This window comes from Lentibacillus kimchii (genome assembly GCF_055381965.1).
Map to the genome: position 1 here is coordinate 1,631,345 of NZ_AP043934.1, position 15,920 is coordinate 1,647,264.

Annotated in this window: 23 protein-coding genes; 13 read left to right on the forward strand and 10 right to left on the reverse strand. The window is 41.8% G+C overall.

The genetic code is table 11. From position 1 onward, the window contains the following. The first annotated feature begins 61 nt into the window (after positions 1-61). Complete coding sequence (locus ACZ444_RS08755) at positions 62-1,705, forward strand: DEAD/DEAH box helicase (protein WP_382361067.1); 1,644 nt, start codon at positions 62-64, stop codon at positions 1,703-1,705. 1 nt (position 1,706) lies between these two features. Next, complete coding sequence (locus tag ACZ444_RS08760; RefSeq protein WP_382361064.1) at positions 1,707-2,483, forward strand: YqhG family protein; 777 nt, start codon at positions 1,707-1,709, stop codon at positions 2,481-2,483. A 36-nt stretch (positions 2,484-2,519) separates the two neighbouring features. On the opposite strand, the gene ACZ444_RS08765 is transcribed toward ACZ444_RS08760, so the two are convergent. Together ACZ444_RS08765 and ACZ444_RS08770 are read right to left on the reverse strand one after the other, a co-directional pair. Continuing rightward, positions 2,520-2,699 (reverse strand): YqzE family protein, encoded by a 180-nt coding sequence (locus ACZ444_RS08765; protein ID WP_382361061.1) that lies wholly within the window; start codon positions 2,697-2,699, stop codon positions 2,520-2,522. 64 nt (positions 2,700-2,763) lie between these two features. Next, a complete protein-coding gene (locus ACZ444_RS08770; protein ID WP_382361058.1) occupies positions 2,764-3,267 on the reverse strand; it encodes a shikimate kinase in 504 nt (167 codons plus the stop codon). A gap of 98 nt (positions 3,268-3,365) precedes the next feature. Between ACZ444_RS08770 and comGA the strand changes: the two genes are divergently transcribed. The 8 genes from comGA to ACZ444_RS08810 all read left to right on the forward strand — a co-directional run bounded on the left by comGA (position 3,366) and on the right by ACZ444_RS08810 (position 7,628). Continuing rightward, positions 3,366-4,385, forward strand: coding sequence for a competence type IV pilus ATPase ComGA (gene comGA / locus ACZ444_RS08775; protein ID WP_382361055.1), 1,020 nt, complete (start codon positions 3,366-3,368; stop codon positions 4,383-4,385). Then, positions 4,342-5,397: a competence type IV pilus assembly protein ComGB gene (gene comGB / locus ACZ444_RS08780; protein WP_382361052.1), complete on the forward strand. Its 1,056-nt coding sequence runs from the start codon at positions 4,342-4,344 to the stop codon at positions 5,395-5,397. The genes comGA and comGB overlap by 44 nt, the downstream gene beginning before the upstream one ends. A gap of 15 nt (positions 5,398-5,412) precedes the next feature. Next, positions 5,413-5,721, forward strand: a complete 309-nt coding sequence (gene comGC, locus ACZ444_RS08785) for a competence type IV pilus major pilin ComGC (RefSeq protein ID WP_382361049.1) — start codon at positions 5,413-5,415, stop codon at positions 5,719-5,721. Further along, positions 5,708-6,130, forward strand: a complete 423-nt coding sequence (gene comGD / locus ACZ444_RS08790) for a competence type IV pilus minor pilin ComGD (RefSeq protein ID WP_382361046.1) — start codon at positions 5,708-5,710, stop codon at positions 6,128-6,130. Before comGC ends, comGD begins: the two co-directional genes overlap by 14 nt. Further along, the gene (locus ACZ444_RS08795; protein WP_382361043.1) at positions 6,117-6,458 is read left to right on the forward strand and encodes a hypothetical protein; all 342 of its coding nucleotides are present in this window, start codon (positions 6,117-6,119) and stop codon (positions 6,456-6,458) included. The genes comGD and ACZ444_RS08795 overlap by 14 nt, the downstream gene beginning before the upstream one ends. Then, positions 6,406-6,852, forward strand: a complete 447-nt coding sequence (locus tag ACZ444_RS08800) for a hypothetical protein (protein ID WP_464433263.1) — start codon at positions 6,406-6,408, stop codon at positions 6,850-6,852. The genes ACZ444_RS08795 and ACZ444_RS08800 overlap by 53 nt, the downstream gene beginning before the upstream one ends. Further along, a complete protein-coding gene (gene comGG / locus ACZ444_RS08805) occupies positions 6,824-7,198 on the forward strand; it encodes a competence type IV pilus minor pilin ComGG (RefSeq protein WP_382361037.1) in 375 nt (124 codons plus the stop codon). Before ACZ444_RS08800 ends, comGG begins: the two co-directional genes overlap by 29 nt. A 187-nt stretch (positions 7,199-7,385) precedes the next feature. Continuing rightward, the gene (locus ACZ444_RS08810) at positions 7,386-7,628 is read left to right on the forward strand and encodes a DUF2626 domain-containing protein (RefSeq protein WP_382361034.1); all 243 of its coding nucleotides are present in this window, start codon (positions 7,386-7,388) and stop codon (positions 7,626-7,628) included. A 104-nt stretch (positions 7,629-7,732) separates the two neighbouring features. Here ACZ444_RS08810 and ACZ444_RS08815 read toward each other — a convergent pair whose 3' ends face one another. Beyond that, the gene (locus tag ACZ444_RS08815) at positions 7,733-8,356 is read right to left on the reverse strand and encodes an MBL fold metallo-hydrolase (RefSeq protein ID WP_382361032.1); all 624 of its coding nucleotides are present in this window, start codon (positions 8,354-8,356) and stop codon (positions 7,733-7,735) included. A gap of 147 nt (positions 8,357-8,503) precedes the next feature. On the opposite strand from ACZ444_RS08815, the gene ACZ444_RS08820 reads away from it, so the two are divergent. Further along, complete coding sequence (locus tag ACZ444_RS08820; protein ID WP_382361029.1) at positions 8,504-8,671, forward strand: DUF2759 family protein; 168 nt, start codon at positions 8,504-8,506, stop codon at positions 8,669-8,671. A 132-nt stretch (positions 8,672-8,803) separates the two neighbouring features. On the opposite strand, the gene ACZ444_RS08825 is transcribed toward ACZ444_RS08820, so the two are convergent. From ACZ444_RS08825 to rpmG, 6 genes are all read right to left on the reverse strand, one after another. Beyond that, positions 8,804-9,751 carry an ROK family glucokinase gene (locus ACZ444_RS08825; protein WP_382361026.1) on the reverse strand — a complete coding sequence of 316 codons (948 nt, stop codon included), beginning with the start codon at positions 9,749-9,751 and terminating at the stop codon, positions 8,804-8,806. Beyond that, the gene (locus tag ACZ444_RS08830) at positions 9,729-9,962 is read right to left on the reverse strand and encodes a YqgQ family protein (protein WP_382361024.1); all 234 of its coding nucleotides are present in this window, start codon (positions 9,960-9,962) and stop codon (positions 9,729-9,731) included. The genes ACZ444_RS08825 and ACZ444_RS08830 overlap by 23 nt, the downstream gene beginning before the upstream one ends. A gap of 89 nt (positions 9,963-10,051) precedes the next feature. Then, the gene (locus ACZ444_RS08835) at positions 10,052-11,611 is read right to left on the reverse strand and encodes a rhomboid family intramembrane serine protease (protein ID WP_382361021.1); all 1,560 of its coding nucleotides are present in this window, start codon (positions 11,609-11,611) and stop codon (positions 10,052-10,054) included. A 92-nt stretch (positions 11,612-11,703) separates the two neighbouring features. After that, positions 11,704-11,892 (reverse strand): hypothetical protein, encoded by a 189-nt coding sequence (locus ACZ444_RS08840; protein ID WP_382361018.1) that lies wholly within the window; start codon positions 11,890-11,892, stop codon positions 11,704-11,706. A 111-nt stretch (positions 11,893-12,003) separates the two neighbouring features. Next, positions 12,004-12,582: a 5-formyltetrahydrofolate cyclo-ligase gene (locus ACZ444_RS08845; protein ID WP_382361015.1), complete on the reverse strand. Its 579-nt coding sequence runs from the start codon at positions 12,580-12,582 to the stop codon at positions 12,004-12,006. A 97-nt stretch (positions 12,583-12,679) separates the two neighbouring features. Then, positions 12,680-12,829, reverse strand: coding sequence for a 50S ribosomal protein L33 (gene rpmG / locus ACZ444_RS08850; RefSeq protein ID WP_382361012.1), 150 nt, complete (start codon positions 12,827-12,829; stop codon positions 12,680-12,682). A 175-nt stretch (positions 12,830-13,004) separates the two neighbouring features. Here rpmG and ACZ444_RS08855 point away from each other — a divergent pair, with 175 nt between their 5' ends. Continuing rightward, on the forward strand, positions 13,005-13,238 hold the full coding sequence (locus ACZ444_RS08855) for a hypothetical protein (protein WP_382361009.1): 234 nt from the start codon (positions 13,005-13,007) through the stop codon (positions 13,236-13,238). 9 nt (positions 13,239-13,247) lie between these two features. After that, the gene (locus ACZ444_RS08860; RefSeq protein WP_382361006.1) at positions 13,248-13,715 is read left to right on the forward strand and encodes a hypothetical protein; all 468 of its coding nucleotides are present in this window, start codon (positions 13,248-13,250) and stop codon (positions 13,713-13,715) included. A 118-nt stretch (positions 13,716-13,833) separates the two neighbouring features. Here the strand turns inward: ACZ444_RS08860 and ACZ444_RS08865 are convergent, their stop codons facing one another. Next, positions 13,834-15,891, reverse strand: coding sequence for a peptidoglycan D,D-transpeptidase FtsI family protein (locus tag ACZ444_RS08865; protein ID WP_382361003.1), 2,058 nt, complete (start codon positions 15,889-15,891; stop codon positions 13,834-13,836). Between the last annotated feature and the right edge of the window lie 29 nt (positions 15,892-15,920).

Genomic DNA, 15,920 nt, shown 5'->3' on the forward strand with positions numbered 1-15,920 from the left:
ATGTATCTTCTCAACAGTAGGGCTAATCATAACTTAAATGCAACTAGGGGGCTGAAAAATAATGCAGACTGATATTCAATATGATTCGTCATTTATGGGTGAACTTATAAACCGTCTGGAATCAGAAGGGCCTTTTTCCTCATGGGAACTTTTCCAGATGAATTACCATGCAGCCCAGACGGCTATGATCCCCTCATTTAAAGGCCTAAAAGCGTTGGATTATTTACCACAAGTAACATTTCTGGATCACCAGGTATCATGTGCCAGAGATGTCATCGAAGAAATGAACGGCCGGGCTATTTTAGCTGATGAAGTAGGTTTGGGTAAAACCATAGAGGCTGGTCTGATATTGAAAGAATATATGCTCCGCGGCCTTGTCAAAAAGGCACTGATCATCGTTCCAGCTTCATTAGTCAATCAATGGTCCAGGGAACTGAATGAAAAATTCTATATTCCTGCAGTCACGTTCCAAAAAAGTCATCCATGGGACACGCATGATGTCATTATTACGTCAATCGACACAGCTAAACGTTCACCTCATCGCGAACAAATTCTCGAGCAGGATTATGATTTTCTCCTGGTCGATGAAGCTCACAAATTAAAAAACCATAAAACCAAAAACTTTGCATTTATAAAAGCTCTCAAGAAAAAATATTGCCTGCTGCTGACAGCCACCCCGGTACAAAACAAACTGGTGGAGATTTTTAATCTGGTATCTATTTTGAAACCAGGCCATCTGGGGAACTATGAGAGCTTTTTGGAACAATACGGACAAGACCGTCAAAACCTTAGCCAGGATGGTTATTTAAAGACACTGATTCAAAAAGTAATGGTGCGAAACACACGGAAGAATGCAGAATTGAATAACGTTAAACGCCATATTGAAACGGTCTGGGCTGATTTCACCGATGCCGAACGGGACGTTTATACGCAAGTCGAAAATGCAACTGAAACGCTGCCAGCTTTTGCGAGAATGACCTTGCTGCGAGAAATCTGTTCATCCCGTGAAGCCTGTTATTTATCGCTTAAAAAGATGATGACAGACGAAAACCAGGAATCGTTACTGCAACCTGTCTCAGAGGAAATTGAACAACTTCCCCAGCATGTCAAAGCTGCCAAAACGGTTGAATTAATCAGGCAAATCGGTGATGAAAAAATCATTATCTTCACAGAATACCGAGCAACGCAATTTTACCTGCAATGGTACCTGAATGAAAATGGCATTACCTCCGTTCCATATCGCGGCGGCTTTAAACGAGGCAAAAAAGACTGGATGAAGCAGCTGTTTGAGAATCATGCCCAAGTATTGATTGCCACGGAAGCTGGAGGAGAAGGGATTAACCTGCAATTCTGCAATTATATGATCAACTATGATCTCCCATGGAATCCCATGCGGCTGGAACAGCGAATAGGCAGAATTCATCGCTACGGTCAGGATAAAGACGTGCATATTTATAATTTGGCCATCCGGGACACATTGGAGGAACATATTATGACTCTTTTATATCAAAAAATTGACTTATTTGAACACCTGATCGGTCATTTGGACAGCATATTGGCTGAGCTGGATATTGGGAATCTGGAATCGGAACTTCAAACAATTTTCTCAGAGTCTGCATCGACTGGAGAAGCTAAGATCAAACTTGAAAATTTGTCTTCTGTTATCCAATCGACCGAGGATCAGGCTGCTGGAGGTGAACAATAGCATGGCTATTAACGATTTGCACCATTTTTTGACATCGTACTTTTCTGCTCACCATTGTTCTCTGTTGTATGATGACGCGAATATGCTGACCGTTCAATTAACGGAAAAAATGGATCGTGCGTTAATAAATCGCCCATTTTATTGGCATTATGTGAAACAAATGGGTTTTGCAGGAGAACCCAAACAGCTGACGGTTATCACAAACCCTGACAAACGTGACGGAAAACATGAATGGATCCATTACGGCAGTCCGCGTCTCCAGCAAATCACCAATCATTTGCTGGAACATGAAAAATTCACGAAATTGTACGAGCGCGTCAATGCAAACCAGAAAACGGCATTATATCCATGGCTTATTACCAATATCAAAATCAGCTATCAGGGAAAACAAAAGAAAGATGAGATCATATCCATCGGTCTGCACCTGATCAACGGTGCCATGAGACTGGAAATGATGGAAATGCTGCAGGAAAGATCAATGCAAAATGCCATTTCCGACTACTGTTACACCATTTCACCGATGATAAAACTGCAGAGTGGCTTTAGGCGTATCGAAAATGTGCTGATAAGTTATATACAAGATCAGGACCATGATTGGGCTGAGGCTTCACGGCAAAGAATGGATGAAGAAATGAATCTGCTTCGTCATTTTTATCAGGAAGAGGAACAACAGCAGGAGATGAATAAGGAAATCGGTGATATTAAAAAGCGCTACTCGCCCCGTATTTCCTTTGATGTTGTGAATGGCGGCATCTTTTACTTAACCGATAACCAATAAAAAACGAATTGACACGCTTCCCCTTTTAGAAGCATGTCAATTCGTCTTCTTTCTTGCCATTTTAAAAACAAAAGGAACCACGCCGAACCATCTGCTGCTGTAGGCAGATGCCTCTGTTGTATGCCTTGAACGCTTCTTTTCTTTCTCCTCTGCCGGCGTGTCCAGATAAGCTGTCATTTGCTGTGTCAAATATTTCACATAATCATTGATAGACATCGTTATCACCTAACAAATTTAGAATGTGTTTCTATACAATTAGCTTGCCAGAGTGCTTTAAGCATTATACATAACTTTGCGGTAAACGTTCCATAATGTCTGCTGCAATTATATCTGGTGTTTTCTGGTCGGTATGAACAGTCATATCAGCCAATGAACGATATACCGGGTATCTGCGTTTATACAGGTTATATCTGGCATGATCAGCCTGTCCCCACAAAGGTCTTGATACATCCTCACCCAGTCGCGTTAAAACTTCGGCAAAAGACGTATCCAGAAAGATAATCAGACCGTTGTTTTTCATAAGCATATGATTTTCCTTCCGTTCGACAATGCCGCCGCCGGTCGAAATCACATAATTTCTCTCCGGAACCCGGGCCAGCATTTCTGTCTCATAGCTGCGAAACACGCTTTCACCTTCCGCCTTAAAAATCGAAGCTATCTCCCCATATTGATCCACAATCATTTGATCTGTATCCAAATGAAACCTGGCTGACTTTTGCTTCAGCCAATCACCTACCGTACTCTTCCCGCTGCCCATAAACCCAATTAAATAAAGTGTCTTCACATTTTCAGCCTCCCTGAAAAAATTAAAAATAATCTTCGCGAAAAAAAGGATATTGCAGACGCCTGTCGAATATAGTCACTTGAAGGAGGTGAGAATGATTGGATATAGCTGCCGCAAAGTTGTCGAAAAACTTGCTGCAGTCAGCTGTTAATGCTAATGCCTCGGATATTCACTTCTACCCTTTAACCAATCACGTCAGCATTTTCTTTCGCGTGCATGGAAAACGTAACCTTCACAAAACCATTTCTGCAAGTCAATACCAATTGCTGCTCACATACTATAAGTTTACATCAGGGATGGATATAGGTGAAGTCCGTAAACCACAAAATGGCACGACCACTTACGAACAAATCAGCTGCCATTACGCACTGCGCCTCTCCACGCTTCCGATTAAGCACACTGAGAGTCTCGCTATCCGGATTTTGCCGCAGGAAAACAATCTGACGCTTGATAATCTTTTTCTATTTCCCGATCAGTTAACGCAGCTGAAAAAATGGATTACAAACAAAAGCGGCATCATACTGCTGACCGGTCCGACCGGCAGTGGCAAGACCACCACCTTATATGCCCTATTGCAAAAAATCCTCACTGAAGCATCACTTCAGACAATTACATTAGAAGATCCGATTGAAAAGGATATCGATAACATTTTACAGGTACAGGTCAATGAAAAAGCAGGTATGACTTACCAGACAGGGCTCAAAGCCGCCCTGCGTCACGATCCGGATATCCTGATGATCGGTGAAATCAGGGACAGGTTTACAGCAGAATTTGCATTTGAGGCATCCCTCACCGGCCACCTGGTTTTAAGTACACTGCATGCAAAAAATGCACGTGGCACAATCTCACGTTTACTTGACATGGGTATGAAGAAAAATGATCTGAGGCAATCATTGATAGCTGTTGCAGCACTGGAATTACTACCAGTTGACAGAAATCAGCAAACAACCAGACGGGCTGCCATTATGGAACTTTTGGAGGGCCCAGCACTGGAAAATACGATCAATGGAGGGGAACCACTATCGAATAACCAATTTCATACTTTTCAACATTTACGAAAGAAGGCGTTGGCCTATGGATTTATCACAAACGAAACCTTTTTGGAAGCCGGGCAGTAGGCCTCCGAAAAAAGATGTTCAGCTGCGCTTTTTACGTCGCCTGCTGCGGCTGTTCGATAATGGCTATCCCATTATTGAAGCACTTGAAATGCTTGAATGGGATCAGCAGCTGCAGTTCATTTCCTCATCTGTCATTCAATCCCTTAAATCCGGCAGTCAATTTGATGAAGCATTGGAACATGTCCGCTTCAACCGCATCATAACCGATTATCTGTATTTAGTCCGCCGAAACGGTGATCTGTCAGCCAATATCGAAAAGGGTATAGAGATGTTTGAACAGCGCCTGCTTTATATGAAGAAATTGCAGGAAACCACCCGCTACCCAGCTATACTGCTTATTATATTTGCGGTGCTGTTATACTTTGTCAAACAATCGGTTCTTCCTTCGTTTATCAGCTTATTCCAAAACAGCCAGGAAAATGCTTCAACCGTTATGCTGACCATGACTATCATCGATGTCGCCGGGCATATAGTTACAATCCTCGTCCTTATCGTTGCTGCTGGGCTTTTGATCTGGCGCTTCAGTCAGAAAAAAGTCGCCATTGAAAAACGCATCAAATTTTATAACAAGCTTCCTGTGTACCGGCAATATAAAAAAGTGGAAATATCTTTTTTATTTGCCGCCCACCTCAGCTCTTTACTGACAACAGGTCTCTCAATTAAGGAAATTTTAATGACGATGTCCCAGCAGAAAAAGCAGCCCATACTTGCTTACTACGCTTCACTGCTGACAGAAGAGCTATCCAAAGGTATTTATATTACCAGCCTGCTGTCCAGTTTACCTTTGATTGATAAGCAGATGGCCGCCATTTTCCAAAGAAATGCGGACAAGGACGCTCTGGAAAAAGATTTGGCCATTTATGCGGAATTTCAGATGGAGGAACTGCACCGTAAAATTATGAAAATCATCACTTATATTCAACCGATTTTCTTTTCTTTATTAGCCGGTTTTATCGTTTTTATCTACATAGCGCTTCTATGGCCTATGTTCCAATTAATCAATACTATCTAAAAGGAGATGTAAGTAATGTTTAAGAACCAACGAGGTTTCACATTAATTGAGATGCTAGTCGTTCTGATGATCATTTCTGTGCTGATTATCTTAATCATTCCGAATCTGGGGGAGAAAAGTGACGATGTTCATGATAAAGGCTGCGAAGCACTGGTCAGTCTTGTTCAGGCACAAGCCGATGCTTTCCATATTGATGAAAACCGTGATCCCTCTATGCAGGATTTATTAGATGGTAATTATATAACCAAAGACCAAAAAACATGTTCTAATGGGGCAAATTTGGCAATTGAAAATGGAACCGTCTCGTCTAATGGCACGCAATAACGGTTTCACTTTGATTGAGGTACTGTTTGTTCTGTCCATTTTATCAGTATTGGTTGTCATAAGTGCACCGCTTCACATATCGGTGTTGGACAAGCAAACTGAACAGCGTTTTCTGGAAACGCTGGATATGGATATCTTACATTTACAAAGTTTGGCTTATAACACTAGAGACTATTACAGGCTGACCTTTGAAGAAAATCGTTATTTTATTGATAAAAACAGCGCCACTATTCTTGAGCGGGAATTACCTGAAGGATGGCAAATTAAAACCCGGAAACTTAAAAATATTGCATTCAAACACACCGGAACGATACGTCAGCCGGGGAATCTTACCATTAAAACGTTATCCAATTCATATAAGCTTACCTGCCCGCTTGGAAAAGGACGGTGTTATGTTGCGAAACAATAAAGGTTTTTCATTCGTTGAATCCCTTGCAGCAGCAAGTATTCTCTTGATGGTCATCACAACACTGGTCCCGCTCTCAAGCCTGCTGTTTAGTGAAAGGATCAGCATGCAGCAGAAACAGACGATACACAACGAATTACATCATGAGCTGCAGCCTTTTGTGTGGGAGGAAGACCCGAGTCTCCCACACACCCTTTCAAAAACAATAAAAGAGACTGAAGCCTTTTTTCAATTCACAACTGAAAATGATTTAGTGAAAGGATGTGTAACCTGGGAAAATGCCAGCAAACGAACAGACCAATTTTGTTTATATGGATACCCGGAAAAATAAAAATGGGTTTTCTTTTATTTCCGTTTTTGCCATGGTGAGCATTGTGTTTATGACCATTCCTTTTGCTGCCTATCTTATTCAAACAATTGATTATAGGTCTTCCTATGATCAATTATCCGTCAATCAGTTTTTCTTATTTCTACGCGATGAAGCTGTTGAATCTGTTGGTGTGTCGGTCGAGTCACTCAGTCTAACGTTTGAACTGCGGGGCGAATCAGCGTCTATAATTGAGCAACATGATGATATGGTTGTCAGAAAAGCTGACAATGGCTTTGAAGTATTTCTCCGTCAGGTTCAGGATATCCGATTCGCCGCTGTGGAATATGGTGTTAACGTTTTTATAACAATGTTAAATGGTGATCAATTTGAAAAAACAATTATTTATTACAACTGACGGACAAGGTTTTATTTTTCCTTACGTCTTGTTTGTTGTATCATTGGCCTTGATTATTCTAACCGCAAGTATTCAGTCATATCAGAGTGAAATCAGTATTGCCTATAATCAGTCAGAGCAATTAAAAATCGAAACACTGATTCAAATGTCCAGGACACAACTTGCTAATGATCTAAGCAATCAGCCTGAATCTAACGGGGAAAAATCCTATAACTGGCCATATGGCGATGTTACAGTCAAATATACCAAACTAAACGACCAGACATACTGGCTGTACTTCCAGATAAAAACAGACAATGGCGCCAAACATAGTTTGCGCAACCAATTGACTGTCACGTCTGAATAAAATGGCCTTAAAATGGGATACTATCATTTACATTCTGTTTTGTAACGATATTAGAAAGAATAACAACAGCGCTAAAATGGCGCTAACACCATGAAAAAGGTCGTGTATACTGTATGATTCGTTTACATTATGCAAAAGGTCGTTTATAATACATTTATAAAGTTGAATTTAAAAGGAGGGGAAAAATATGGATCGTATGTTTCGCGTCCTGGCCTTTTGGACAGGTATCTTTACTGTCATGTTTTACATTGGCGACATGATCAACGTCGCATTGCTGTTTCTTATCCAAACAGCATTTTTCCTGACAGTAGGCTATTTGAAATTATCCGAACGTATGTATATGTATTTATTCGCAGCTTATTGTACCATATTTTTCGTCGGCTTCACTTGGTATTCAGAATTCATTTTAGTGCCGGGCATAGGAAGTTAACAACTCCTGACAACCCAACCGTAAAAGATAAGAAAACCCTGCTCACAGAAGCAATGCAGGGTTTTTCTTATCATGTCAGGTCTTAAGTGAAACATGCTGCCCGGCTAAACGGGAAAGAAAGGGTTATGCTGCTTTTCCTCCCCTATTGCAGTTTTCGGTCCATGTCCCGGACAGACGGTATAATCATCCGGCAATTGATAAAGTGAATGACGAATCGTCTGCTCCAGCTGTTCCAGATCGCCACCAGTCAAGTCCGTTCGCCCAATACCCTGATTAAATAACACATCGCCGCCAAGCACAAGCTTGTCATCAGAAAAAATAAAACTAACACTTCCCGGCGAATGCCCTGGCGTATGAACCACCTCAAATGGGATGCTCCCAATTCGCATATGCCCTGGAACCAAATTTTGTTCAGCTGGGCTTGCCACAATTTCACGCCCTAAAAGCAACGCGGATCCGTTAAGCTGCGGGTCCTCAAGCCAGGAGTTCTCGTCTGCATGGAGATAAACATCGATCTGAAAATCCATTCGTAATTGTTCAACCGCTCCAATATGGTCAAAATGGGCATGCGTCAGCAAAATGGCCTGTGGTTCAACACCTTCCTCAGCCAAGTAAGTTTTTAGTTTCTCGGGCTCGCCACCGGGGTCCACAATTAATGCGTCTGTACCATTATGGACCATGTAACAATTCGTACCTGCTGGACCAGCTGGTATTGTTTCTACGTTCATTGCGGTGCCTCCATTCAAAACATTCTTAAATTCATAGTGATTAACTCGACAAATCCCATTTTATAATATAGAATAAGTATAGAAAACGATTGAGTACATAATAATACAGATAGTTCTTATCGATTTGTAAGGAGGTTGGTTTTACAAATGGTTTTGGGAATTCTTTTTTTACTTGTTACAATTCTGGCAGTTATATCTGTCATCCGTCAGCTCAAGATTAAAAATTTATTCGCACTTGCCTTCTCAGGTATTTCTGTGTTGGTTTTTGGTTTCTTTTCGATTTCTACTATCATTTCCGAAATCGGTATCATCTAACAACGGTTCTCGTTTCTTCAATCCAGCGACATCCAAAGACTGATAGCCTTGTCGATTATTAAGAGAGCTGATTCCAGCGCCAATTATCTGGGTCAGCTCTCTTGATTTATCCTGTCACCAACCCGCCAGAACTTATAAATCCAGCTTTTGCTTAACCAAACCAGCAGCTCCGATCATACCGGCATCATTCTCCAGCTGAGCTGCTTTTAGATCACATATGACACTGACACGCTGCAAAGCATAATTCCGAAAGGCTGCATCAATCAGATCAATGAAATGATTTCCCGCTTTTGAAACACCACCGCCGATCAAAACCTTTTCGGGATTCATAAACGCCGCGGCGTTGGCAATTGCCATCCCTAAGGTATCAGCGGTATGCATAATAATTTCCCTTGAAGCGGCATCACCCTGATCAGCCAAATCAAAAATATCTTTTGCTGTGATGGCACCTTTTGCCTGATAGTGGCGAATAAGCTGGTTATTTGCACCTGTCTTGATTGTCTCCATAGCCTGGCGAACTATACCAGTAGCTGAAGCAACCGTTTCCAGACACCCTCTTCGCCCGCAGTTACATAAATAGCCACCAGGTTCAATGGTGGCATGCCCGATTTCACCGGCCATGCCATTTGCACCGTCAACAATATCACCATCGACAATCAAGCCACCGCCAACACCTGTCCCAATTGTTAAGGCTATAAGATTTTGTGCGTTGTCACCGGCACCCTTCCAATTTTCTCCCAAAGCAGCAACATTCGCATCATTAGCGACAAATACTGGCAAACCCGAAAGAGCACGCAGCTCCTCAGCAAGCGCCAAATCCTTCCAGCCAATATTAACAGCTTCATACACGTAACCGGTCGTACTGTCAATAAATCCGGGAGCTCCTATTCCAATTCCCTTAACAGCTGTTATATCAGATATATTTTGACTTAACGACTGCCAGATATCTGAAATAATAGATGCACCATCATTCATATGGCTGGTAGCTATTTCCCATTTATTTAAGATACGGCCATCTGTATCAACATTCCCTATTTTAATGCTTGTTCCGCCAATATCAATTCCGATTATTGATGTCATTCGTTTCTTCTCCTTTGGCACGACCAAGCCGGGAAATTTCACCTCTTAAAAGCAGCAATGCCTCCTGATACTCTTTGGTTCCGATACACTGAAGCCGGTATAATTCTTTTATTTCATCTTCCATCAATTCAAGATCAGCTAATCGGTCTCCAATATAGATAATTGTACCGAATTTCTTTAATAACTGCTGCACATCATAAATCGTCTTCACATCAATTCACCAACTCTTATTGTAATCATATCCGGATACAAGACTGCACTGCATAACCAGCACGCATCTTGCATGAGTCTGACCTATCTCTAAGACTGACGGTTATGGAGCTGTTCAAATAAACGTTGAATATCTTCATTATCAGGAGCCAGTTCATGTGCTTGTTCAATAGACTGTTTGGCTTTAGTTGTCGCATTTTGTTCATTATACAGAATGGCTAAATTATAATGCGCCTGTGCAAATGAATCATTGAGTTTAACTGATTTTTCTAAGTCTGTTTTTGCCTGATTAATCTGGTTCAGCTGGATATAAGCGAAAGATCGTTGAAATAGTAAATGACTCTCCAATTCTGTATCCAGATTATCCGACTTCTCCAGTCCGCTTGTTGCCAAATCAGCCGCTTTCTCATACTGTCCGTCTGATACCAGCTGTTGGGATTGCATCAGCTGATATGACGGATCATTCTTGTTATGATCAATGCCATAATTCACCAGACCACCTATAATCAAGACATATATAAGCAGGAATGAGATTTGGACAATCCAGTTTCGTCTGCCTGGCAAATGCATAATGGCTGAGGCAATAAAGCCAGCAATCAGCCCGCCAATATGGGCACCATTATCAACATGCGCCATACTTAATCCAAACACGATATTAATCACAATCAGGATCAATACATTCGTGCCTATCGTCCGGAAAAAGCGTTTTCCATGTATGCAGGCAAAAAACAAAAGAGCCCCGAACAACCCAAACAACGCACCGGATGCGCCCGCCGAAACAGTAGTTGTAAAGGCAAAACTTGCCAGTCCCCCGCCGATTCCTGCGAGGAAATAAATGACCAGAAATCTGAGTGATCCATATATCCGCTCCACAATCGAGCCCAAATAATAAACAGCCAGCATGTTCATTAATAGATGAACAAATCCAATATGGAGGAACATGGCAGTCACTATCCGCCACCATTCACCATTTTCAATAATCGCCGGATTATATTTAGCGCCAAAATCAATTAACGTCGCCGTCGATGTGCTATCGCCTTTTAACTCAAGCAGTAAAAAAATCAGAATATTTATAGCAAGCAGAAAATAAATCACAAAAGGCCTGCCATCGGAAAATAGCGCTTGATCATCCTTCTTTGGTTGCTTCATGCGGTCAGTTAATTTTTGCCGGGCGTTACGAATCTCAGTCTCTTTTTCCGTTTCTGAAAGGCTGGCTGATGAATCGTCATAAGCTGTTCCCAAGATCGTCTGCAGTTTTGCCAATTCCTCAGCCTGTGCATCATCAGATAAATAATAGACGCGCATCCTGATCGGGTTTTTTTCATTTAATTGCATAGGTTTTTTTAAAACATTCCAGTCATCTACGGGCGAATGCGCTGTAATATAAATATTATGTATTTCAATATGCTTGCCTTTGAGATACTGCTTCATTGTTTTCACTTTCTGAAAAACCTGACCTATATCCTGTTTTAAATGATTTTTCCAGTCATAGCCGCCATGAAACAGACGGATAACCTGCGACGTCTTCCCTTTGTGACGTTCAAGCCATAATTCTTCCGTTTGCTGATTCAAATGCAATGGTTCAAAACCTTCCTGATCTGTCAGATGACAGGCCAGTGTGTACATTATGTAGCTGTCGTCCAGGTCCATTCCCCTCTCCCCCTTAATCCATCATAACAAAAGCTTTGGTTTCTATATATGTAAAAGAAGCTGTTTCTCGACAGCTTCTTGATGGATAATTATTAACTGGACCGGCGCTGAAATAAGGCCGGTAAAAATTTGTCGCGGATCATCGGCATATTCATAGAAAGCGTTACGACTGCTTTGCGTAAAAAGCTAATGGCCAAAAGCGTATTGATGATACGATAGCGCCACCTGTAAACGAAAAACATGATGCTTGCGATTACGGTTAATACTGTGAAAATGCGCATTTCCTGACACCCTTTTCTCTCATATTGTATATATAGTCCTTCTCCAAACAAGAGAGATTATACATCAGGAGTGGCTTGAAAAGATATACTGCAAATTGAGAACCTCGCCGGTTAGCTTAAGTCCTGACTGTTCAAACCGCTTCCCTGTGACAGAAAACCGGTCTCTGTGATAATCGCGTCTACTGGTCTGTCAAATGATTCAGCCGGCAATTCATCAATAAGCTGCATATTTGCCGCCAAAGCCAGCTTGTAATTGGGAAAGTCCGACAAAAACCGATCGTAATAGCCACCGCCGAAGCCAATTCGATAACCTTTCCGGTCAAATACCATTCCAGGCACTATCAGTAAATCTATTGCCTGTTTCGTTAATTTTTCGGTTTGCTCTGGTATTGGTTCAAGCAAGCGATAATGCGCCGTTTCCAATTGATTATAATGGTGCATGATAAAAAAAGCCAGGCTTCGGTCTGAGGGATAGCTCTTAGGCACGGCTACCGTTTTCCCCTCTTTCCAGGCCGTTCGAATAATAGGCTCTGTACACCATTCAATGCCACGTGACATCGTGACACCTATAACATTGGATTGCTGCCAGAGGTCGGAAGACACAAGATGATCTGTCAGTGCGTTTTCAATTGCAGCACGTTCAGCAGACGGCATCGCTTCCAACTGCTGAATGATCTGTTTCCGCAACATGCTTTTGCCCACCTTATCACCTCACCCTGACTGATTTAAGCCCTTAAACTAAAAAGGTTCCTGCCTTGCAGTCTGGCAGGAACCCTTCACGTATGCATTATTTTGTCTCACGATGCAGTGTCTGTTTGTTTAATCTTGGGCTGTATTTCATAAGTTCTAAACGTTCCGGATTGGTTCGTTTATTTTTAGTTGTAATATAATTACGGTCGCCTGTTTCTGTGCAAGCCATTGTAATATTTACACGCATGTTTTTCCCTCCAAACTATAATAGCTATTTTAAAAAGCCATTCATCACATTTCAGACCTTTACTATAATAGCAGATGTTTGCTATATATTCAAGAACCAGGTATTGTTAAATTTTGACCATTTTGCTTTTCAATCATGTATGTTATAACAGTGATGGTAGAATGGAGGTAAAAATATGCTGTATGCTATTATTGCCATCACAGTTATGGCAGTTGTCCTGTTAATTTTGTCGTTTTTTATGAACGATAAAATGGCTGATCTGGAAAGTGAGCTGGAGCAGCTTTCAATTTCCATGATGCAGGAAAATTACCAGTTAAAGAAAAAAGTCAGTGTCTTGGAAGAGGAATTGCTTACGGACGATTTGTCCGATAAAACGCTACATAATACAGACAATGGCTCAGAAAGCTAGGTGACCTTAATGAAGCAAATTATACGCTCGTTTGCCTTGGGTCTGCTCACCGCTGGCATCATTATGCTGGGCACGTTCTATTTTGCTGGTGGTTCACAAGCTGATGCCGATGATATTGCGACAGATGATATGATTAAGCATATCAAGCAGGAAGGTTATCACGTGCTGACAGAGTCCGAGTATATCGATGCTTCAGTTAAATCAGATAATGACAGTAACGCTGATAAGCAGGATCAAGATGGAGACGCCAAGGACAAATCAAAGGATGATGCAAAAACATATACGCTAAAAGTTACATCGGGTACCGCTACCTCGGAAATCAGTGAAGAACTCGAGGAACATGGTATTATTGAGAACGCTCAGAAGTTCAGTGACTATTTGGAAGATGAAGGTTACAGTGAACAGATACAGCTGGGCAAATCCAATTTATCCGGGGACATGGATCGTAAGAAAATAGCCGAGACGCTTACAGATTAAGCTGTATTGCCACAGGCAATGCAGTTTTTTATGGACTCAATTTCACGCAGCCAAAATGCTTCTATTTAAAAAAGACCTAAACCCTTTAATAGGCGTTTAGGTCTTTTGGCGACAGTTATTAATCGTTATCCTCATGGTCTTCCTCAAAATAAGCATCTAAAATGCCATCGCCGATTTTTAAGTTGATATCGGAATCATCATTTTTTCCAACATGTGGCACGATAAGGGCAAAAGCGACTTCCGGGTCATCATATGGCGCATAGCCGACAAGAGCGGTATTATCCGTTTTCTTTCGATCACCATTTGGGTAATAAATATCATACTCAGCTGTTCCCGTCTTTCCAGCCGCATCATAGGGCTGATCAGCAAACTGTCTTGCGGCTGTTCCCTCGGATCCATTGAAGACACGATGGAATCCTTTTTGCACCCGGCTGATTTCACTGTCGCTCATTTGAATCCGATTCATGACCTCCGTATTTTTGCTTTTGTAAACCGGACCAAGACCTTCATCGTGCGGAAGGGGATTACGAATGTTCTTCATGAAATGGGGCCGTACACGATAGCCGCCATTTGCAATTGTTGAAACGTATTGCGCCATTTGCATGGTTGTATAGTTGTCATACTGTCCAATTGCCATGTCGAGCAGATTACCAGCTAACGGATTAGACCCTTCATAGCCGGTTGACTCATAAGGGAAGTCGACACCAGTTGGAACGCCTAAACCAAATTGAGCATAATAATTACGTAATTGATCAAATGTATCGTAATCAATATCAATTGCTTTGTTTCTCTGGTAGTTATATTCACCACCCATGCGCATGGCGATGTGAAACATATAAACGTTCGACGACTGTTCTAAGGCTTGCAGATCATTAACCATTCCCAAGTCCTTCCAAGAACTTTTCTCCTGTGAACCCTTGATTTTAATCCCGTCGTCATAAAATGTCTGGCCAGGTTCTATAGCTCCGGATTGGTAGCCAGCCAGGACTGTAGCCCCTTTAACAGAAGAGCCAAATGGATTCCCATCATACAGCGTTGCAGTTCCAATGTCAGAGAATTCATTTTTTTCATGGTTATACCTTTGACCGCTCGCTGCCAGAATATCACCGGTATTCGGATCCATAACTACCGCCATAGCCTTTTTTAATTCCTTATTCACACCAGGCTGATTTCTGACGGCTGTTTTCATTTCACTGCGCATAAGCTTATCAATTTTTTTCTGCAGCTCCATATCAACCGTCAATACAAGATCTTTTCCGCGTTTACCTTCAACAACGGTATCCGAGTCCACAATGTCACCGCTGCTGTCAGTTGTGTACTCAATTTTTCCTTTGCGGCCCCGCAGAGCGCTTTCATACTGTTCTTCCAGACCACTGTTGCCAACACGGTCATTCCGGCTGTATCCCCGTGTTAAGTAATAATCCTCTTTGGCCTTAGGTATGCCCTGTGACTGAGATGTGATCGATCCTGCGAAGTCACGGAATGTTTCATCATAAGGATACTTCCGGTCCCAATCAGTCGTTGCATTGACGCCGCCAAGATTATCTAAATGAGCCGAGACACGCGCAAATTCCTTAGCCGTTACATTATTATTTTTAATAACCTGTGGTGTCAAAGCCATCGCCTTATCCATTTCTTTTTTGATAGCCATCACTTCAAGCTGCCGTTCGGAGTAATCATCCAGGTTATCCTCATCAATTCGTTTAAGGATTTCTGTATAGGTTTCCCCATTATCCAGATCGTTTTTTTCTTTCTTAGACAGCAGATCTTTAGCTTTTTCAGTATTTTTTAAGTACCAATATTCCTTTTTGTCCCGCGTCGTAATACTGTCCAGATAGTTATCAGCGTCCATCGAAATGTAATCGACAAGCTTCTCAGCGGTCTCCAGCCTGTCTGCTGGCTGTGTCCCCTTTTCCGGTGTATATGTAATCGAATACTCGGCATCGTTACCGACAATCAGGTTGCCGTTACGATCATACATCTTCCCCCGGGGAACCGGCACTTTAGTATAATCACTCGTCGTCCGGTCAATCTCTGCCTGATACGCATCACCGTTGAGAATCTGAACAACGCCCAATTGAAGCACTAACACGGAAAACAATAAAAACACCGCAAAAAAAAGGATATTTAAACGAAAAGGAAGCGGTGCTTTTCGTTTCTTGTTCTTTTTTAACATATTACGCCTCTTCCTAAGCCTCTAACAGT